Source organism: Amycolatopsis sp. NPDC104863 (assembly GCF_055582965.1).
On the sequence record NZ_JBVJOW010000007.1, the window covers coordinates 589,438 to 608,617 of the forward strand.

18 protein-coding genes are annotated in these 19,180 nt (G+C 70.3%); 12 read left to right on the forward strand and 6 right to left on the reverse strand.

Translation table 11 applies throughout. From position 1 onward, the window contains the following. The first annotated feature begins 47 nt into the window (after positions 1 to 47). On the forward strand, positions 48 to 752 hold the full coding sequence (locus ACZ63J_RS36045) for a FadR/GntR family transcriptional regulator (RefSeq protein WP_465399164.1): 705 nt from the start codon (positions 48 to 50) through the stop codon (positions 750 to 752). 109 nt (positions 753 to 861) lie between these two features. Further along, positions 862 to 2,292 (forward strand): alpha/beta fold hydrolase, encoded by a 1,431-nt coding sequence (locus ACZ63J_RS36050; protein WP_465399165.1) that lies wholly within the window; start codon positions 862 to 864, stop codon positions 2,290 to 2,292. Between the two features lies 1 nt (position 2,293). Here the strand turns inward: ACZ63J_RS36050 and ACZ63J_RS36055 are convergent, their stop codons facing one another. Continuing rightward, the gene (locus tag ACZ63J_RS36055; protein ID WP_465314108.1) at positions 2,294 to 2,860 is read right to left on the reverse strand and encodes an NADAR family protein; all 567 of its coding nucleotides are present in this window, start codon (positions 2,858 to 2,860) and stop codon (positions 2,294 to 2,296) included. 21 nt (positions 2,861 to 2,881) lie between these two features. After that, positions 2,882 to 4,138 carry a threonine ammonia-lyase IlvA gene (ilvA, locus tag ACZ63J_RS36060; protein ID WP_465342442.1) on the reverse strand — a complete coding sequence of 419 codons (1,257 nt, stop codon included), beginning with the start codon at positions 4,136 to 4,138 and terminating at the stop codon, positions 2,882 to 2,884. 88 nt (positions 4,139 to 4,226) lie between these two features. Here ilvA and ACZ63J_RS36065 point away from each other — a divergent pair, with 88 nt between their 5' ends. Next, complete coding sequence (locus ACZ63J_RS36065) at positions 4,227 to 4,727, forward strand: SigE family RNA polymerase sigma factor (RefSeq protein WP_465399166.1); 501 nt, start codon at positions 4,227 to 4,229, stop codon at positions 4,725 to 4,727. Then, positions 4,724 to 5,707 (forward strand): hypothetical protein, encoded by a 984-nt coding sequence (locus ACZ63J_RS36070; protein WP_465399167.1) that lies wholly within the window; start codon positions 4,724 to 4,726, stop codon positions 5,705 to 5,707. Before ACZ63J_RS36065 ends, ACZ63J_RS36070 begins: the two co-directional genes overlap by 4 nt. Before the next feature lie 8 nt (positions 5,708 to 5,715). On the opposite strand, the gene ACZ63J_RS36075 is transcribed toward ACZ63J_RS36070, so the two are convergent. Next, on the reverse strand, positions 5,716 to 7,140 hold the full coding sequence (locus tag ACZ63J_RS36075) for a short-chain fatty acyl-CoA regulator family protein (protein WP_465399168.1): 1,425 nt from the start codon (positions 7,138 to 7,140) through the stop codon (positions 5,716 to 5,718). 229 nt (positions 7,141 to 7,369) lie between these two features. Between ACZ63J_RS36075 and aceA the strand changes: the two genes are divergently transcribed. The 3 genes from aceA (at position 7,370) to ACZ63J_RS36090 (ending at position 11,219) form a co-directional block, all read left to right on the forward strand. Next, complete coding sequence (gene aceA, locus ACZ63J_RS36080; protein ID WP_465314103.1) at positions 7,370 to 8,650, forward strand: isocitrate lyase; 1,281 nt, start codon at positions 7,370 to 7,372, stop codon at positions 8,648 to 8,650. A 92-nt stretch (positions 8,651 to 8,742) separates the two neighbouring features. Beyond that, positions 8,743 to 10,350 (forward strand): malate synthase A, encoded by a 1,608-nt coding sequence (gene aceB, locus ACZ63J_RS36085; RefSeq protein WP_465399169.1) that lies wholly within the window; start codon positions 8,743 to 8,745, stop codon positions 10,348 to 10,350. Between the two features lie 131 nt (positions 10,351 to 10,481). Continuing rightward, the gene (locus tag ACZ63J_RS36090; protein WP_465399170.1) at positions 10,482 to 11,219 is read left to right on the forward strand and encodes a DUF899 family protein; all 738 of its coding nucleotides are present in this window, start codon (positions 10,482 to 10,484) and stop codon (positions 11,217 to 11,219) included. On the opposite strand, the gene ACZ63J_RS36095 is transcribed toward ACZ63J_RS36090, so the two are convergent. Beyond that, positions 11,199 to 11,732 carry a TetR/AcrR family transcriptional regulator gene (locus ACZ63J_RS36095; RefSeq protein ID WP_465399171.1) on the reverse strand — a complete coding sequence of 178 codons (534 nt, stop codon included), beginning with the start codon at positions 11,730 to 11,732 and terminating at the stop codon, positions 11,199 to 11,201. The genes ACZ63J_RS36090 and ACZ63J_RS36095 overlap by 21 nt on opposite strands. 90 nt (positions 11,733 to 11,822) lie before the next feature. Here ACZ63J_RS36095 and ACZ63J_RS36100 point away from each other — a divergent pair, with 90 nt between their 5' ends. The 3 genes from ACZ63J_RS36100 to ACZ63J_RS36110 all read left to right on the forward strand — a co-directional run bounded on the left by ACZ63J_RS36100 (position 11,823) and on the right by ACZ63J_RS36110 (position 13,365). Next, positions 11,823 to 12,281 carry a nuclear transport factor 2 family protein gene (locus tag ACZ63J_RS36100; RefSeq protein WP_465399172.1) on the forward strand — a complete coding sequence of 153 codons (459 nt, stop codon included), beginning with the start codon at positions 11,823 to 11,825 and terminating at the stop codon, positions 12,279 to 12,281. Positions 12,282 to 12,338: 57 nt separating this feature from the next. Beyond that, positions 12,339 to 13,118, forward strand: coding sequence for a class I SAM-dependent methyltransferase (locus ACZ63J_RS36105; RefSeq protein ID WP_465399173.1), 780 nt, complete (start codon positions 12,339 to 12,341; stop codon positions 13,116 to 13,118). A gap of 118 nt (positions 13,119 to 13,236) precedes the next feature. Beyond that, positions 13,237 to 13,365, forward strand: a complete 129-nt coding sequence (locus ACZ63J_RS36110) for a hypothetical protein (protein ID WP_465399174.1) — start codon at positions 13,237 to 13,239, stop codon at positions 13,363 to 13,365. A gap of 11 nt (positions 13,366 to 13,376) precedes the next feature. Here the strand turns inward: ACZ63J_RS36110 and ACZ63J_RS36115 are convergent, their stop codons facing one another. Further along, positions 13,377 to 14,654 (reverse strand): glycosyltransferase family 4 protein, encoded by a 1,278-nt coding sequence (locus ACZ63J_RS36115; protein WP_465342430.1) that lies wholly within the window; start codon positions 14,652 to 14,654, stop codon positions 13,377 to 13,379. 114 nt (positions 14,655 to 14,768) lie between these two features. On the opposite strand from ACZ63J_RS36115, the gene ACZ63J_RS36120 reads away from it, so the two are divergent. Continuing rightward, positions 14,769 to 16,532, forward strand: a complete 1,764-nt coding sequence (locus ACZ63J_RS36120; RefSeq protein WP_465399175.1) for a glycoside hydrolase family 2 protein — start codon at positions 14,769 to 14,771, stop codon at positions 16,530 to 16,532. A 97-nt stretch (positions 16,533 to 16,629) separates the two neighbouring features. Here ACZ63J_RS36120 and ACZ63J_RS36125 read toward each other — a convergent pair whose 3' ends face one another. Further along, positions 16,630 to 17,748: an ROK family protein gene (locus ACZ63J_RS36125; protein WP_465399176.1), complete on the reverse strand. Its 1,119-nt coding sequence runs from the start codon at positions 17,746 to 17,748 to the stop codon at positions 16,630 to 16,632. Between the two features lie 88 nt (positions 17,749 to 17,836). Between ACZ63J_RS36125 and ACZ63J_RS36130 the strand changes: the two genes are divergently transcribed. Next, positions 17,837 to 19,066, forward strand: coding sequence for a YbiU family protein (locus ACZ63J_RS36130; RefSeq protein ID WP_465399177.1), 1,230 nt, complete (start codon positions 17,837 to 17,839; stop codon positions 19,064 to 19,066). Positions 19,067 to 19,180 lie beyond the last annotated feature (114 nt).

Consider the following 19,180-nt stretch of genomic DNA (forward strand, 5'->3'; position numbering starts at 1 on the left):
TAAACAAGAGTGCTCAAGATGAGCAGTTTGTGCGGTACGGTCGGTTCATGGGCACGGCAGACCTGAGCGCACCGGCGCTGACCGGCATCCGGCGGCTGTCCGCGCTGGACACCGTCCGCGCCCGCATCGCGCTGGCCGTCGAGCTCGGCCTGCTGAAGCCGGGGGAGCGGCTGCCGTCGAACGCCGAGATCGCCCGGGCCCTCGGCGTCGCGGAGATCACCGTCCGGCGAGCCCTCGAGTCCCTGGCCGACGACGGCCTGATCGAACGCCGCCGAGGCAGAGGCGGCGGCACGCTCGTGGCCGAAAATCCGCCGACGGAGCAGGTCCGCGAGGTCGGCGCCTACCGCGAGTCGGCGCCGGAGGTCCGCGAACTGATCGACCACCGCCTGGTGCTGGAAGTGGGCCTGGTCCAATTTGTGGCAAAACGGCCGCCGGACCTCGCGCGCCTGCGGACGCTGGTCGCCCGGATGGACACGGCGGCGGGCTGGGCGGAGTTCCACGAGCTCGACGCGGACTTCCACCGGACCGTCGCCGCCCCTGGGCCGGCCGCCGCCGTCGCGCAGTACGAAGTGGTGCTGGCCGAGCTCTACCGCTTCTACCTGCCGTACCCGATGGAGAAGCTGCGGGAGTCGAACCGCGACCACGGCCGCCTGGTGAAGGCCCTGGCCGCCGGCGACCCGGACGCCGCGGCGCGCGTGACACGGAGACACGTGCGCGGCTTGCACCAGACGATGTTCATGGGCTTGGGCTGAGCCTCGGGCCCGTGGTCCGAAATCCGACAACGGCTCCGATGGCCGTTCGGCGGTGACCATCGGCTGATCGGCCGATCTCCGCCATTCCCGCGCGCGGCAGCTTGGGCCCATGTCGATCACCCGGTTCGCCGTCCCGCTGCTCACCGCGGCGGCACTGCTGCCCGCCGTCCCCGCGGTCGCCGCCGCGGACGGGCTCTCCTGGCAACTCTGCTCCGCCGTCGCGAAGGGCTGGGACCCCAGGGACACCCGCACCGAATGCACGCTGGTCCCGGTCCTGCTCGACTACGCCGATCCCGGTGGTCCGAAAATCGACATCGCCGTCAGCCGCATCCGGGCGACGGGCGACCGGACCGGCGCAGTGCTGCTGAACCCCGGCGGCCCCGGCCAGTCCGGCCTCGACATGCCGCGTTCCCTCAGCGACAGCCGTGCGGGCGGCATCGGTGTCCACCACGACCTCATCGGCTTCGACCCGCGCGGCGTCGGCTACAGCGCGGACCTGCCGTGTCGGGTCGACGTCCAGGAACCGGACCCGGGCGTGCCCGACAAGGAGAAGGCCCGCGAAGCCGCGGAGCGCGCCGCCGAGGCGAACCGCAAGTGCGTCGACGCCCACCCGGCCTTCGTCCGGAATCTGACCACGCCGACCATCGCCCGCGACCTGGATCGCATCCGCGAGGCTCTCGGCGAAAACAAGATCAGCTACTACGGCGTCTCCTGGGGCACCGCGCTCGGCGCGCAGTACCGGACGCTTTTCGACGCCCACGTCGACAAGATGCTGCTCGACTCCGTCATGCCGCCGGACCTGAACGTCACGGCGATGGACGACGGCCAGGCGACCGCGGGCGAGAACACCTTCCACGACTTCGCGTCGTGGATCGCCCGCTACGACGCCGTCTACCGTTTCGGGACCACGGAGCCCGTCGTCGCGAAAGCCCTGCTCGACCTGCGCGCCGAGCTCACCGCGCACCCGCGGGGCGAGCTCGACGGCGCGACGGTGAACGGCATGCTCGCCAACCCGCGCCGCGAGTGGGCCGGCCTGGCCCGGCAGCTCGCCGACATCCGCGACGGCGCAACAACTTCACCTGATCGTGTGACACCGAGCGGCGGCCTCGGCTGGGACGGTGAGGCGCACGCGTTCAACCACTTCCAGCAGACGGCCCTCCTCTGCAACGAGTCGCCGAGCCCGCGTGACTTCGAGACGGTCTGGCAGCACCGTCTCGATCGCATGCAGCGCCTGCCGGTCGCCGGCGGCTACGGCCTCTACGAACAGCTCTGCGTCGGCTGGCCACTGGCCGCCCGGCCGTGGTCGTTCGAAAAAGGGACAAGCCCGTTGCAGCTGGTCGGCCACACCTTCGAGCCGGTCACGCCGATCGGCTGGGCGCTCGCGAGGCGGCAGCGGGTCGGCGGGGCGCTGATGACGATCGAGGACGACGTCCACGGTTCGCTGTCGTCGCTGCCCTGCGCCGACGCCGCTGTCGCCTTTTTCGACACGGGCAAGACGACAACGTCGTCGTGCGCGGGTGCGCCGATCCCGGCGCCCTGACTCAGCGGGCGCGCAGCTGGTCCCGGACCTCCATCAGCGCGAAGCCGAGCAGGTTCAGCCCGCGCCAGTAGTCCGGCTTGGTCGCGTTCTTCTCTTCGCGCGCGAGGCCCGTGCCCCAGATCAGGTCCTTCTTCGACGCCTCGACGAGCACGGTGTCCCCGGTCCCCAGCAGGAACCGCCGCAGGTCGCGGTGGGCGCGAAACTTGCCCAGGTTGCCGTCGACGACTATGTCGAACCGGTGCCGCTCCCAGACCTCGGCGTCGTAGTCGGCGACTTCGCGGCCGAGCACCTTCGCCGTCTTCGGGTCCGGAGCGGCGAGGATCGCCGAAGCCTTCTCGTGGTCGCCGAACAGCTCGGCCTTGCCGGCCATCATGTAGTGCTCGGCGGTCGGGTAGACAACGCCGTCGACCTCGAACGGGTCGACCCACCACTGGCTCAGGCAGCTCGCCGTCACCCGTCCGGACTTCGAGGGCGTGTGCCCGTAGAACAGCAGGTACTCGGGCTCCGCACCCTCGTGGACCTTTTCGCGCAACGCCTCGACACTGCGGATTCCGTCGACCTTCACCATCCGCCTAGTCCACCACAACCGTCAGAGCAGGAAGTGGAACAGGGGGCTGCCGGGCTCGATCCGCTCCACCTGCAGGGGGCTCGCGTCCATCCGGGCCAGCAGCCCGGGAAGGTCGGATGATCGGGCGATCTCCACGCCGACCAGCGCCGGGCCCATCTCGCGGTTGGTGCGCTTGACGTACTCGAAGCGCGTGATGTCGTCCTCTGGCCCGAGCACCTGCTCCAGGAACCGCCGCAGCGCGCCCGGCTCCTGCGGGAACCCGACCAGGAAGTAGTGCTTCAGCCCTTCGTGCATCAACGAGCGTTCGAGGATCTCGCTGTAGCGGCTGACGTCGTTGTTGCCCCCGGAGACCAGCACGACGACGGTCTGGCCCGGCTCCACCCGCACGACCGTCCCGAGCGCGGCCGCGGCAAGCGCGCCCGCGGGTTCGGCGATGATGCCGTCGGACTGGTACATCGCCAGCATTTCGGTGCACACCGCGCCCTCGGCGACCGACGTCAGTTCGGCGCCGCTCTCGCGGATCAGCGGATAGGTGACGCCGCCGGCCTCGCGCACCGCGGCGCCGTCGACGAACGAGTCGAGCTCGGGCAGCCGCACCGGCTGCCCGGCCGAGAGTGCCGCCGCCATGCAGGCCGCGCCGGCCGGTTCGACGCCGACGATCCGGACCTCGGGGTGCCGTTCACGCAGCCAGCTGCCGACGCCGGCGAGCAGCCCGCCGCCCCCGACCGGCACGACCACGACGTCCGGGACGAAGCCGAGCTGCGCGATGACCTCCAAAGCGACCGTGCCCTGGCCAGCGACGGTGCGGACGTCGTCGAAAGCCGGCACGAGCGTCGCCCCGGTGCGCTGGGCGTCCTCGTTGGCCGCGGCGAAGGCGTCTTCGTACGTTTCGCCGACAACGATGACCTCGATGTGCGCGCCGCCGAGCGTCGCGATGCGTTCGCGCTTCTGCCGCGGCGTGGTCCCCGGGACGTACACACGGCCGTTCGCGCCCAGCCGCCGGCACGCGTACGCGACACCCTGGGCGTGGTTGCCCGCGCTGGCGCAGACGACGCCGAGCGCACGCACGTCCTCGTCGAGCTGGACGATGAAGTTGTAGGCGCCGCGGATCTTGTACGACCGGACGGTCTGCAGGTCCTCGCGCTTCACCCAAACCTGGGCATCTACCCGGGACGACAGCCGCGCGCTCGGCTCCAGCGGCGTCCGGGTCACCACCCCGGCCAGCCGCTCGGCGGCCTTCTCGATCGTCGCCGCGGTCACCGTGTCGATGTCGTGCACCCGGTTGAATCTACGACTCGCGCGTCCCGGGCAACCTGCCGGGCCTCCGGGCCCATCAAAGTGGTGACGAACAGGATGGGGGACGCCGATGGACGCCGGTTTCACGGACTTCGTGACGGCACGGGCCGGCTGGCTCCGCAAGATCGCGTACCTGCTGTGCGGGGACTGGCACCGGGCGGACGACCTGGTCCAGTCGGCGATCACGCGGCTGTACACGAACTGGGCGCGGGCCGCCCGGGCGGACAACCTCGACGGGTACGCCCGCCGGACGCTGGTCAACATGTTCCTCGCCGAGCAGCGGACGTCGTGGTGGCGGCGGGTGGATTTGCGCGAAATCGACCACGACCCGCCACCCAGGGTCGGCTCGGACGTCGAACTGGCCCTCGACCTGCGCGCAGCCCTGGAACGGCTGCCGGCGCGGCAGCGCGCCACCATCGTCCTGCGCTACTTCTGCGACCTGCCGGTCGCGGACACCGCGCGGGCGCTGGGGTGCTCCGAAGGCACCGTCAAGAGCCAGACCTCGAAGGCCGTGGACACGCTTCGCGAGCTGCTCGGCGAGCCCATCGGCATCACGGAGGGACCAGCATGACCGACTACGAGCTGACCACGATGCTGAAGGACCTGGCCGACACGCCCGCGCCGCCGTTGTCGATCGACGTCGACCGCGCCCGCCGCACCGGGGCACGTATTCGTCGCCGCCGGACGACCGCGCTGGTCGTGGGCTGCGCCGCGGCGGTGGCCGCCGGTGGCCTGACGGCCGTGACGGCGTTCCGGCCCACTCCGCCGGCCGCACCTGCGTCCGCGCCGGTGGCCGTGGCGCCCGGACCCGTCACGCCGCCGCCGCCCGACAACCCGCTGGTGACGAAGGCGAGCTTCGGCTGGCTGCCGGAGCAGATCACCGGTGTCGAGTACGGCGCCGGCGGACACGGCGACTACGCCCTGGCCATTGGCCGAGGCGAACTGTCGCCGATGATCTGGGTCTCGGTCTCCGACCGTGAGCCGCCCACCCCGCGTGACCTGGGCGGCGAGCCGAAGCAGATTCCGCAGCGGATCGGCGGCCACGAGGGCTACTGGCTCACCACGGACGCGAACGACCCCCTCAACCACGGCGACGCCTACCTGCGCTGGCCCACGCCGGACGGCCGGTGGGCGCAGCTGCACGCGTACTACCTCGCCGTGCCCGACCTGCAGCAGGTGCTGACGCGCGTGGCCGACGATGTGACGTTCGCGAACAAGCCGGTGCCGCTGCCGCTGCACATCTCCAGCCTGCCGCCGTCGTTTCACCTGGCCGACGCGGGACTGTGGCGCCGCCCGGACACCGACGGTGTCCCCTGGCGGGCGGTGCTGCAGTATTCGGTCAACGGCGCCCTCGCGTCGATCACCGTCTCGCTCCCGGGCGGCCAGGCGGACGGCCTCGGCAGGCCCGTGTGCACCGAGAAGAACGGGCTGCAGGCGTGCGTCGCGATCGACCAGCCGAAGGCCGCCGGTCTCGACGCGCAGGAGCTGCTGAACCGGATCACGTTGATGGGGCCCGACGAGGGGACGTGGACTCCGCACGTCATCGGATGATGGGATGATCAGCCCTTCGGCACCGCCGGGTAGGGGACGAAGGTGCTGGTGTTCTCGTCCACGGTGAGCTGCTTGCCGATCGTGGGGAACGCGCGCTGTGAGCACGCCGGGCGTTCGCAGACTTTGCAGCCCATTCCGATCGGCGTCGCCGCGGCGGGCTCGTCGAGATCGAGACCGGTCGAATAGACGAGCCGCCCGGCGTGCCGCAGCTCGCAGCCGAGGCCTACGGTGAATGTCTTGCCCGGGCTGCCGTACCCGCCGATGTTGCGCGAGACGGTGCGGGCGATCCAGAAATAGCTCTTGCCGTCGGGCAGCGTCGCGATCTGCGTCAGGATCTTGCCCGGCTGGGTGAACGCCTCGTAGATGTTCCAGAGTGGACAGGCGCCCCCGACCCGGGAGAAGTGGAAGCCGGCCGCCGACTGCCGCTTCGACATGTTCCCCGCTCGGTCCACGCGCACGAAGGAGAACGGCACGCCGCGTGCCTTGGGACGCTGCAAAGTGGACAGCCGGTGGCACACCGTCTCGAAGCCGACGCCGTAGTGGTCGCACAGCCGCTCGATGTCGTAGCGGAACCGCTCGGCCGCGGCCAGGAACGGTCCATAGGGGAGGATCAGCGCCCCGGCGAAGTAGTTCGCAAGGCCGACGCGGGCGAGCGACCGCGCCGCGGGGCCGGAAAACGCCCACGAGTCGGCCAGCTCGGTGATCAGGTCGTCGTACTCGACCAGGGCGATCTGCGAAGCCATCCGGAACGCCTGCTGCCCGACGCGCAGGCTCGGCGCCAGCCGCAGTGTCCGGGTGTGCGGCTCGTAGCGGTGCTGCTGACCTGCGGATTCGTCGATGCCGTCGCTGGTCACGTCGATGCCGTAGCGCTGGGACAGGCAGTCCTTCAGCGCGCTGAGCACCTGGCCGCGCTGGAGCGGGATGTCGGCCGCCATCTTCTCGGCGCGTTCGTCGAGCTCGGCGACGTAGTTCTCGCGCTCGTAGAAGAAGTCGCGGACCTCCTCGTGCGGCAGCGCCGAGGCCGCACTGCCGTGCAGGCCCAGGCCGTTTTCGGTGGTGAGCGCGGCGGTGTTCTCGACGGCGTGGCGGTAGCTGCGGTGCAGCTTGACCAGGGCCTGAGCGATCGCTGGCAGGTTCGTCGCCAGCTCGTTGAGCTCGCTGGTGGTGACGTCGACGCCGAGCGACTCGTCGAGCAGCGCCTCCTTGACGTCGGCGACCAGCCGGGACGTGTCGTTGTTGGCGAAGAACTCGGTGTCCACCCCGAACGCCTGCGTGATCCGCAACAGCACCGGCACGGTCAGCGGGCGTGAGTTGTGCTCGATCTGGTTGAGGTAGCTGGGTGAGATCTCCAGCACACGAGCGAGGTCGGCCTGGCTCATCGACCGGCTTTCGCGCAGATGACGCAACCTCGCTCCGGCGAAAGTCTTCTCCATTCGAGCCGTCCTCTCCGGAAGGTTTCCGGTCCTGAACGGTTACGTGAACGGTCAAGAACGCGGATTTTCGGTGCGGTTGCGAAACGGCGATTCGCAACCTTTGCAAGGAGCGTACGGACCCTTCGCACAAATTGGCAAATTGGACAGCTGGATCGGATTTCCCCTGCCATGCAAGGGTCAGACCAGGCAAGGCGAGCAATCGCAAACTTCGCAACACCGGGAGAGTCCGATGACGGAACAGGCCAAGCAGGCGGCCGCGGAGCTGGCGGCGCAGTGGGCGAGCGACCCCCGCTGGGCGGGCGTGCAGCGCTCCTACTCGGCTGAGGACGTCGTCAAGCTGCGCGGCAGCGTCGTCGAGGAGCACACCCTGGCCCGCCGGGGCGCCGAGAAGCTGTGGGACCTCCTGCACACCGAGGACTACGTCCACGCGCTGGGCGCGCTGACCGGCAACCAGGCCGTCCAACAGGTCCGGGCGGGCCTGCAGGCCATCTACCTGTCCGGCTGGCAGGTCGCGGCGGACGCCAACCTGTCCGGCCAGACCTACCCGGACCAGAGCCTCTACCCGGCCAACTCGGTGCCGGCGGTGGTCCGCCGCATCAACAACGCGCTGGGCCGCGCCGACCAGATCAACTGGGCCGAGGGCAACACCGACATCGACTGGTACGCCCCGATCGTCGCCGACGCGGAAGCCGGCTTCGGTGGCCCGCTCAACGCGTTCGAGCTGATGAAGGGCATGATCGCGGCCGGCGCCGCGGGTGTGCACTGGGAGGACCAGCTCGCGTCCGAGAAGAAGTGCGGCCACCTCGGCGGCAAGGTCCTCATCCCGACCAAGCAGCACGAGCGCACGCTGAACGCCGCCCGCCTGGCCGCGGACGTGCTGAACGTGCCGTCGCTGATCGTCGCCCGCACCGACGCGCAGGCCGCGACGCTGCTGACCAGCGACGTCGACGAGCGTGACCAGCAGTTCCTCACCGGCGGCCGCACCGCCGAGGGCTTCTACGAGGTCACCAACGGCATCGACCCGTGCATCGAGCGCGGCCTGGCCTACGCCCAGTACGCCGACCTGCTCTGGATGGAGACGTCGGAGCCGGACCTCGAGGTGGCGCGCAAGTACGCCGAGGCCATCAAGGCGAAGTTCCCGGACCAGATGCTGGCCTACAACTGCTCGCCGTCGTTCAACTGGAAGAAGCACCTGGACGACGCGACGATCGCGAAGTTCCAGCGCGAGCTCGGCCACATGGGCTACAAGTTCCAGTTCATCACGCTGGCCGGCTTCCACGCGCTGAACTACTCGATGTTCGACCTGGCCCACGGTTACGCCCGCGAGGGCATGACCGCCTACGTCGACCTGCAGGAGCGCGAGTTCGCTTCGGAGAGCCGCGGTTACACCGCCACCAAGCACCAGCGCGAGGTCGGCACCGGCTACTTCGACAACGTCGCGACGGCGCTGAACCCGGAGAGCTCCACCACCGCGCTCAAGGGCTCCACCGAAGAAGCCCAGTTCCACTGATCCCGGCCGCGGCCTGACGGCGTCCCCCCTCGCCGTCGGGCCGCGTCCCTCCCCTTCTTTCCTTCCCTGCCCACAGCTCGCGGAGGCATCCCATGGTCGATCGACTGAACTACCGCATCGAGGTCACCGGGCCGGTCGAGGGCCGGTTCGCCGAAATCCTCACCCCGGCGGCACTCGACTTCCTGGCCAAGCTGGACAACACGTTCGCCGGCCGCCGGCGCGAGCTGCTCGACGCCCGCCGCGTGCGGCGCGAGGAACTGCAGTCCGGCGAGAAGCCGCTCGGCTTCCTCCCGGAGACCCGCCGGATCCGCGACGACGAGTCCTGGCACGTCGCGCCGACCGCGCCGGGCCTGGAAGACCGCCGCGTCGAAATCACCGGCCCGACCGACCGCAAGATGACGGTCAACGCGCTGAACTCCGGCGCCAAGGTGTGGCTGGCGGACTTCGAGGACGCGACGTCGCCGACGTGGCACAACGTCATCGACGGCCAGCTCAACCTCTTCGACGCGATCCGCCGCAACATCGACTTCACGACCGAGGCCGGCAAGCAGTACACGATCGGGGACGACCCGGCGACGATCGTCGCGCGGCCCCGCGGCTGGCACCTGGTGGAGAAGCACATCCGCATCGACGGCCGTCCGGTGTCGGCGAGCCTGGTCGATTTCGGACTGTTCTTCTTCCACAACGCGCGTCAGCTGCTGGCTCGCGGTGTCGGCCCGTACTTCTACCTGCCGAAGCTCGAGAACCACCTCGAAGCGCGGCTGTGGAACGACGTCTTCCTGCTGGCGCAGCGCGAACTCGGCATCCCGCGCGGCACGATCCGCGCCACCGTGCTGATCGAGACGATCACCGCCGCGTTCGAGATGGACGAGATCCTCTACGAACTGCGCGAGCACGCGGCCGGCCTCAACGCCGGGCGCTGGGACTACATCTTCAGCATGATCAAGAACTTCGCCGCGCACGGCGCCGACTTCGTGCTGCCGGATCGCGCGCAGGTCACCATGACGGTGCCGTTCATGCGGGCCTACACCGAACTGCTGGTGAGCACCTGCCACAAGCGCGGCGCGCACGCCATCGGCGGCATGGCCGCGTTCATCCCGAGCAAGGACCCGGAGATCAACGCGACCGCGGTCGAGAAGGTCCGCGCCGACAAGGAACGCGAGGCCAGCGACGGTTTTGACGGTTCCTGGGTCGCGCACCCGGGCCTGGTGCCGATCTGCCGCGAGGTCTTCGACGGCGTTCTCGGCGGCTGGCCGAACCAGCTCGGCAAGCTGCGCGAGGACGTCCAGGTCACCGCCGAGGACCTGCTCGACGTCGCGAGCGCCGGCGGCGAGGTCACCGAAGCGGGCGTGCGCGCGAACATCAACGTCGCGCTGCGCTACGTCGATGCGTGGCTGCGCGGCACGGGCGCGGCGGCGATCCACAACCTGATGGAGGACGCGGCGACCGCGGAGATCGCGCGGTGCCAGGTCTGGCAGTGGATCCGCAACGGCACGAAGCTCGAGGACGGCACCGCGCTGACCCGCGAGCTGGCGGTCGAGTACCTCGACGACGAGCTGGCCTCGGTGCGCGCCGAGCTCGGTGCGGGCAACCGTCTCGACGACGCGTACGCGATCTTCACCGAAACCGCGCTGGGCGAGAAGCTGCCGAGCTTCCTCACCACCGGCGCTTACGCGCGGTACCTCACGGACGCCCGGTAGCAGGGCCCCGGTCACCCCTACCTGACGAGGGGTGACCGGATATCCACACTGGTTGGGATGGTGTGGTCCGGAACTGGTCCGGTGGCGGCGGCTCCCCGCCACCGGACCAGTTTCCTGCGTATGTTTCCCGGATGAGCATCGATTTCCCGGGAGAGTCGCCCGAGTACCGCGCCGCGCGTGACCGGCTTCTGGAACGCGAAGCCGGGCTGCGTCGCGAAATGGAAGCCGTCGCCGCGCAACGCCGTGAGCTGCCGCCCGGCGGCCTGGTGCCCGAGGACTACGTCTTCGAGGGCGACGACGGATCGGTCCGGTTGTCGGACCTTTTTTCGCCGGGGAACGACACCCTGGTCGTCTACCACTACATGTTCCCGCGCGACCCCGGTGACGACCGGCCCGGTCCGGTGTCGGGGGAGAGCGCGCAGCTGCCGCTCGGGCAGGGGCCGTGCCCGTCTTGCACGGCGTTGCTCGACCAGCTGGACGGCATGGTGGAGCACGTCGCGCCGCACGTCGACTTCGCCGTTGTCGCGCGAGCGCCCATCGGGCACCTGCTGACGTTCGCCGCCGAACGCGGCTGGCGACGGCTGCGGCTCGTGTCGTGCGCGGGCACCACGTTCAGCGGGGACTATCGGGCCGAGACCGCCGAGGGCGACCCGCGGCCGATGCTCAACGTCTTCCGCCGCGGTGACGACGGCATCCGGCACTTCTGGGGTTCGGAGCTGCTCTACGCGCCGGCCGAACCGGGACAGGACCCGCGCCACGTCGGGACGCTCGAGCCCGTGTGGAACCTGTTCGACCTCACGCCGCACGGCCGTGGTCCGGATTGGGACGAACAGCTCGCTTACGACGCGCTACCGCCGAGCTGCCACTAGGACCTTCGCCGCTTCGCGCGCTGTGTCGGCTTCGCCCGGGTCGCCGGTGATCGCGGCGAGGACGGTCGCGCCCTCCATCAGCGAGAACAGCTGGTCGGCGGTGCCTTGGTCGGTAACGAGACCACGCAGGTAGGCGCGGACTTCGTCCTTGTGCTTGCGGATCGCGGCGGCGATCCCCGGCGCGGGATCGCCGAACTCGCCGAACGAGTTGACGAACGCGCACCCCCGGAAGCCCGGCTCGGCGAACCAGTTCTTCAGCCAGCGGAACACGGCGATCGGGTCGTCGCCGCGGGCGTGGACAAAATTGCGCAACGACTCCCGCCAGCGTTCGTCGCGGCGCAGGAGGTAGGCCTCGACCAGGTCGGTCTTCGCGGGGAAGCACTGGTAGAGCCGCTTGAGCGAGACGCCCGAGCGCGCGCGGACGGCGTCCATCCCGACCGCCTGCACGCCGTGGGCGTAGAAGAGGTCTTCGGCGGCTTCCAGCAGCCGGTCGGTCGCCTCCGTGGGATTCATGTCACCTGCCTCTGGTGTGGAGAATGCTCGTTCTCTAGTCTAGCGGGACCGCTGGAGAACGGACGTTCTCCATGCTCGGAAGGAGCCGCCATGACCCCGCGCCCGCCGTTCCCGCCGTTCGACGAGGACACCGCCCGCCAGAAGGTTCAGGCGGCCGAAGACGCGTGGAACACCCGCGACCCGGAGCGGGTCTCACTGGCCTACACGGAGGATTCGGTCTGGCGGAACCGCGACCAGCACGTCGTCGGGCGCGCGCGGATCGTCGAGTTTTTGACCACGAAGTGGGAGCGCGAACTGGACTACGCGCTGCGCAAGGAGCTGTGGGGATTTCGCGGCAACCGCATCGGCGTCCGGTTCCAGTACGAGTCCCGCAACGCCGGCGGCCAGTGGTTCCGCAGCTACGGCAACGAGCTGTGGGAGTTCAGCGACGAAGGCCTGATGCGCCGCCGCGAAGCGAGCATCAACGACGTCCCGATCGCGGAGGCGGACCGCCGCATCTTCGGACCGCGCCCGGAGTCCGAACACGGCCTGCTGCTGCCGGTCTTCTGAGTCCGCCCTCAGCGGAACCACACTCGGGACGGCGTGGCCGTCGGCATGCTCGGGACCATGACGGCACCGGCGTTCGGCGGCGAAGTGAGCGAGTACTACCAGCGGTTCCGCCGCGGCTACCCGCCCGAGGCGGCCGACGCGCTGGCCACGGCGTTCACCGTGACGCGCGACGACGTCGTCCTCGACCTCGGCTGCGGCACCGGCCAGCTCACCCGGGTCCTGGCGCCGCGGGCCGGGGCCGTGCTCGGCATGGACCCGGAGCCCGCGATGCTGGCCCAGGCCCGCCTCGCGACGGCCGAGCCGAACGTCAGCTGGCTGCTCGGCGCGGATTCCGACGTCGGCGCGCTGTTGTCGCTTTTCGGCCCACGCCGGTTCGCGGCCGTGACGGTCGCGCAGGCGTTGCACTGGATGAACCACGAGCGGCTGTTCACCGACGTACGCCCGCTACTACGGCCCGGCGGCGGTGTCGCGGTGGTGACCAACGGCGAGCCGCTGTGGCTCCAGGACAGCGCTTGGTCGGAGGCGCTGCGCGAGGTCGTTTCCGACCATCTCGGCACTCCGCTGCACCGGACCTGCGGCACCGACGACGCGAGCCAGGAGCGCTACGCGGCCGCGTTGTCGGCGGCCGGATACGCCGTCGACCTGCGGGTTGTCGACTATGCGACCACGCTGACCGTCGAAGAGATCGTCGGTGGCGTTCTTTCGGCGATGAGCCCGGACCAGCTGCCCGCCCCGTCCGAGAGGCCGGCGTTCACCGAGCGCGTCCGGGCGGCGGTGACCCCGCACGGACCGCTCCGGGAACACGTCGTGGTGCGGATCCTGACCGGCACCCTGTGAGCGGACGAACCGGTCACGGAAGGCGAATACGTACTGGTCCCTACTGTTCCGCTTATTGTTTCCCCAGGGGTACAGGACGGATGCTCGCTGCGAAGCAGCACCCTCCCGAGGAGTCCCCATGACCAGCAAGGTGAGAGCGGTCGTCGCCGCCGTCTTCGTCGTGTTTTCGTTCTCGTTCGGCGCCGTCGTGACCACGACCGCGCCCACCGCGGCCAGGCCGGACTGTGTCCGCCCCTGCCACTTCTGAGCCGCGCCTACCTACAGTTCCGGGATCCCGGCCGCGACCGGCTCGAACGCGTTGCCGGTGGCGATCTTCGGTCGCGGCAGTTCGACCGGTTCGCCCGCCTTCGCCCGCCGGTAGACGGCGGCGGTCGCCTCGGCGATCCGGCCCCAGTCGAAGTCCGCGGCCAGCCGGGACTTCGCCGCTCGCGCCCGTTTCTTCGCGGCCTCGGCGTCGCCGAGCACCGTCGTCACGGCGTCGGCCAGCGCGCTGACGTCGCCAGGGCTGAACGCGAGCCCGGTCTCGCCGTGTACCACGACCTCGCCGAGCCCGCCGGCGGTCGACGCCACGAGCGGCGCCTTCGCGGCCGCGGCCTCCAGCGCGACGATCCCGAACGGCTCGTACCGGCTGGGCAGGACCACGGCGTCGGCCGCGGCCAGCGCCGCGCGCAGGTCGCGGTCGGACAGGTGCCCGACGAAGTCGACCGCGCGCCGCACCCGCAGCTTCCGCGACTGCTCGACGAGCTCGTCGAAGTGTCGTCCTTTTCCGGCGACGACGACACGCGTGCCGGGGTGCCGGCGCCGGATGCGGGGGAGCGCGGCCAGGAGGTCCTGCACGCCCTTCTCCCACTCGAGTCGTCCGAAATAGAGCAACAGCGGCGCCCCGGCCGGGCTGTAGACCTCGCGGGCCCGGGCGATCTCGGCGGCCGGCACCTGCCACCCGCGTTCCTCGATGCCGTTGTGGATCACCGTGACGTCGGCGGCTTCGACCTCGAAGAGGTGCGCGACCTCGCGGCGCATGGCCTGCGAGCAGGTGATCAAAGCGTCGGCGCGGTTGGCCAGCCACCACTCGACCGAGTGAACTTGCTGGTTCAGCGGATGCGACAGCCAGCCCGAGTGCCGGCCGGCCTCGGTCGCGTGGATCGTGCCGACCAGCGGCACCCGCGCGGCCTCGGCGATCGCGATGGCCGGGTGCGCGACCAGCCAGTCGTGTGCGTGCACGACGTCCGGCTGCCAGCTGCGAAGCAGGTCCTGCGCGGCGCGGATCATGGCGTGCCCCATGGCCAGCGTCCAGGCGACGAGGTCGCGCTCGAAGGTCACGTGCATCGGGTCCTCGGCGACCCGGATGATCCGCACGCCCTCGACGACCCGGTCGGTGCGGGGGTGGGTCCCGGCGTCGGTGCCCGCGGCGTGCCGGCAGAGGACGACGACCTCGTGGCCTTGTCGCGAAAGGTGACAAGCGAGCGCGTGCACGTGCCTGGCCAGGCCACCGATGGCCACTGGCGGGTACTCCCAGGACAGCATCAGCACACGCATGCGCAGAGGTTACTCGCGAGTCAAGACGGGTCTGGACGAGCCCGTGCGGGCCACCCGGATGCGTGTGACGCCGGTCACTGGCGCGCGTGAGGACCTCTGCGACGATCGACGACGATGACATCTCCCGAGGACACCGGCTGGCGCCGGCTCGACCCGCCGTTGCCGACCCCGTGGACCGCCGAGGTTGGCCCGGCGAACGCGCTACCTGAGTACCCGCGGCCCCAGCTGACGCGGCCGCGCTGGCTGAACCTCAACGGCGTCTGGGAGTACGCGGGCTGGCCGTCGTCGCCGGATGAACCACGGCCGTCCGGCTACGCCGAGCGGATCCTCGTGCCGTTCCCGCCGGAGTCGGCGTTGTCCGGAATCGGACGACGCGACGAGGTCCTCTGGTACCGCCGCCTCGTCGACATCCCGGACGACTGGCGCGGCGAGCGCGTCCTCCTGCACTTCGGCGCGGTCGACCAGACGGCGAAGGTGTGGGTCAACAACCAGCTCGTCGCGACACACGAAGGTGGCTACACGTCCTTCAGCGCGGACATCACCGACGTCCTCCGTGCGACGGGTCCCCAGGAGCTGACGGTCCGAGCCGAGGACCGGACCGACATCGAGCCCTTCCCGGTGGGCAAGCAGCGCAACGCGCCCGGCGGGATCTGGTACACGGCGTCGTCCGGAATCTGGCAAACGGTGTGGCTCGAGCCGGTGCCCGCCGCTCGCGTCTCGGGGCTCGAACTGACTCCGGACCTCACCGGAGTGACGGTGTTCCCGCAGGTCACCGGCGGCGCAGAGGTCGTGGTCGTCATTTCGGCAAACGACGCTGAAGTGGCTCGTGGATCGGGCGCGGCGGGGACGTCGGTGCGTGTGGACGTTCCCGAGCCACACCACTGGACGCCCGACGACCCGCACCTCTACACGCTGCGCGTCCAGCTCCTCGACGGCCACGGCGCGGTGCTCGACGAGGTCGGCAGCTATACGGGTCTGCGGACGATCGGCCTGGTCCCCGACGACCACGGCCGCCCACGGATCGCGCTCAACGGCCGGGTCACCTTCCTGCACGGCCCGCTCGACCAGGGCTACTGGCCGGACGGCATCTCGACGGCGCCCACGGACGACGCGCTGCGCTTCGACCTCGAAAAGACGAAGGAGCTGGGCTTCAACTTCGTCCGCAAACACGTCAAGGTCGAGCCGGCCCGCTGGTACTTCTGGGCCGACACGCTGGGCTTGGTCGTCTGGCAGGACATGCCGTCGCTCACCGCGTCGTTCGACGGGCCGCCCGGCATCGCGCCCGACCCGGTCCCGTTGGCGCAGGAGCGGTTCGAAGCTGAACTGATCGAAATGATCACTCAACTGCGGGCAGTCCCGTCGATCGTCGGCTGGGTGCCCTTCAACGAGGGCTGGGGCGAGTACGACACGGCTCGTGTCGCGGAACTGGTCAAAGTCCTCGACCCGACCCGTCTGGTGATCGCGAACAGCGGCGTCAACTGCTGCTTCTCCCGCCCCGACACCGGCGCGGGAGACGTCTACGACGACCACACGTACGTCGGCCCGGGTTCGCCCGCGGTCTCCGACGGCCGGGCGGTGGTCGACGGCGAGTACGGCGGCCTCGGCCTGGTCCTGGACGACCACCGCTGGCCAGGTCCGCCGAACGCGTACGAAATGACGCCGACGTCGGAGCGGCTCACCGAGCGCTACGCGGAGGTGAGCGGTGCTCTGGAGCGAGTGGTGAGGGAGCGTGGCCTGTCCGGCGCGGTCTACACCCAGACGACCGACGTCGAGAACGAGGTCAACGGTCTGTTCACGTACGACCGGCGCGTGGTCAAGGTGGACACTGCGGTGGTCGCGAAGTGCGTGCGCGCGGTGATCGAGGCGGGTTCGTCCTGAAGGTGACGCCGTGGCTGATCGGCAACGGCGCGGGGCAAGCGCTCTGACGGTGTTGTCGATTCAGCGACAACGGCGCCCCGGTTGATCGAAGCCGTGATCAGTTTCCGGCCACGGCCCTGACCAGGCTTTCCCGTCCGTGGTCGAGCGCCGACAACAGCGCGCCGCGCAGCGCCGCCGAGTCTGTCACCTCTCCGGCCTCGACCCGGACCGGCCCGGGCGCCGTCGCGCGGACCGTTTGCCGGATTTCGGCGACGAGGCCCGGCCGGCTTCCCGCGGGGCCGCCCAGCAGCACCAGGTCCGGGTCGACGATCGTGCAGATCGCGGCCACGGCCCGGCCGAGTGTCGCGCCCAGCAGCCGTTGTCGTTTCGCGGCAACAGCGTCCCCGGCTGCGGCGGCGTCCAGCGTGGTCACCATCGCGACGACGTCCAGCGAGGGCGCGTCCGACCGGCCGAACCCCTGGTCGGAGAGGGTCGAGGCGAGCGTTGAGCCCGAGCTGTCGAGGTACCCGATCTCGCCCGCCAGGCCGTGCGTCCCGCGCACGAGCTGGTCGCCGACGTACAAGCTGACGCCGAGCCCGGCGCCGACGTAGACGTACGCGAAGCTCTTCGCCTCCCGAGCGCCGCCCTCCCGCCGTTCGGCCAGCGCGGAGAAGTTGACGTCGTTGTCGAGCAGAACGTCACGCCCGATCTCCGCGGCCCGGAGTGCGCCCTCGGGAAACGGTGACCCCGGCAGCGCGACGACCTCGTGCGTGACCGGGTCGACGGGGTTGGCGACCGAGATCGCGGTCGCCCGCACTGGCCCCGGTCCGGTGGCGCTCGCCGCGACGACGGCCTCCCGGACCGCGGTGGTCATCGGCCCGCCGTCCGGTGTGCGCCGGTCGGTGGCCAGGACGGTTCCGGTCAGGTCGGTCGTCACGGTGCGGATGCCCTGCTGGTTCACCTCCGCGGCGACAACCCGGCCGGCGTCGGCGGCCAGTTCGTAGAAGGTGGCGATCCGGCCGCGGCGGCCGGTCTGGTCGGTGCCGGTCGCCTGCAGCGCACCCGCGGTCTCCAGCCGCCGGACGGACTCGGAGATCGTCGGCTTCGAGATCCCGGTCGTCGCGGCGAGCTCGGCGCGCGTCGTCCGTTTTTGGACGAAGACCTGGTCGAGCACCGCGCGGTCGGTCATGGCCCGCAGCATCGCCAGGCGCGGAAGCGGCCGGTCGGGGTCGGACATCGCACCTCTTGTGGCGGGGAACGGACAGGGGTTACCGTAGCCGGGACATTCTAGTAAGGAGTACTAACCAAAAGCGCGGAGGACACCGATGACCACCACAGAACTGCCCGCCAACATGTCCGAGGCCATCTCGCGGACCAAGCGAGAGTTGCGCGCTCGCATCGGCGACGTCGCCGGCGCGTTCGCCGAAGTCCGGGAGTGGATGCTGCGAGAGGTGGACGCCGTCGCCGCTGACCAGGGCGCTTTCCCCGTGGTCCGGTTTCGCGACATCGCCGAGGGAACCGTGCCCCAGCAGACGCTCGACGCCATCCGCCGTCGCGGCTGTGCCGTCGTCAAGGGCACCTTCGCGCGCGAAACGGCCGAAGCCTGGGACAACGACCTCGCCGCCTACCTCGCGGACAACAACTTCGCCGGCACCTACCAGGGCCCGGCCGACGACGTCTTCGCTGGCCTCGCGTCTGGCCAGCCGCAGATCTACCCGGTCTACTGGTCGAAGCCCCAGATCCAGGCTCGCCAGCACGACCACATGGTCGCCGTCCGGCGGTTCCTCAACTCCTTCTGGCGGCACGAGTCCGAGGGTCGCGTCTGGTTCGACCCCGATCGCGACACGGCCTACCCGGACCGCATCCGCCGGCGCGCCCCCGGCTCGGCGTCACTCGGCCTGTCCGCCCACACCGACTCCGGATCGGTCGAACGCTGGCTGCTACCCGCCTACCAACAGGTCTTCCGGCACGTCTTCGCCGGCAACTGGGGCGCCTACGACCCGTGGGACGGAGCCCACCGCACCGAGGTCGACGAGTACTCGTCGACGGTGATGTGCTCGGCCTTCCGCACCTTCCAGGGCTGGACGGCGTTGTCGGAAATGCGACAAGGCGACGGCGTCCTGCACGTGGTCCCGATCCCGTCGGCGATCGCGTACGTCCTGCTTCGCGCCCTCCAAGACGACATCCCCGAAGACGACCTGTGCGGCGCGGCCAACGGCCAGGCGCTGCCCGTCGACGACAAGTACCACGCCGACCTGCTGCCGGCGCTGACCTCGATTCCCGACGTCGAGCCCGGCGACACGGTCTGGTGGCACGGTGATGTCGTCCACGCCGTCGCGGACGGCACCAATCCGGACCGCTGGGGAAACGTCATGTACATCCCGGCGAGCCCGCACTGCGCGAAAAACGCCGTGTACGCCGAAAAATGCGGACGCGCATTCCTGGCCGGCGCCAGCCCGGGCGATTTTGCGCCCGAAGACTACGAAGTGAACTGGACCGGCCGGGCGACCGTCGACGACCTCAACGCCGTCGGGCGCGAGCAGTTCGGCCTGTGAACGGCGCCGGGGGGGGGGGGGGGGGGGGGGGGGCAGGGGGGGGGGGGGGGGGGGGGGAGGGGGGAGGGGGTATGAGGCCCCGTTGAGGGAAGGCAGGCGAAGAGGGGCTAAGTA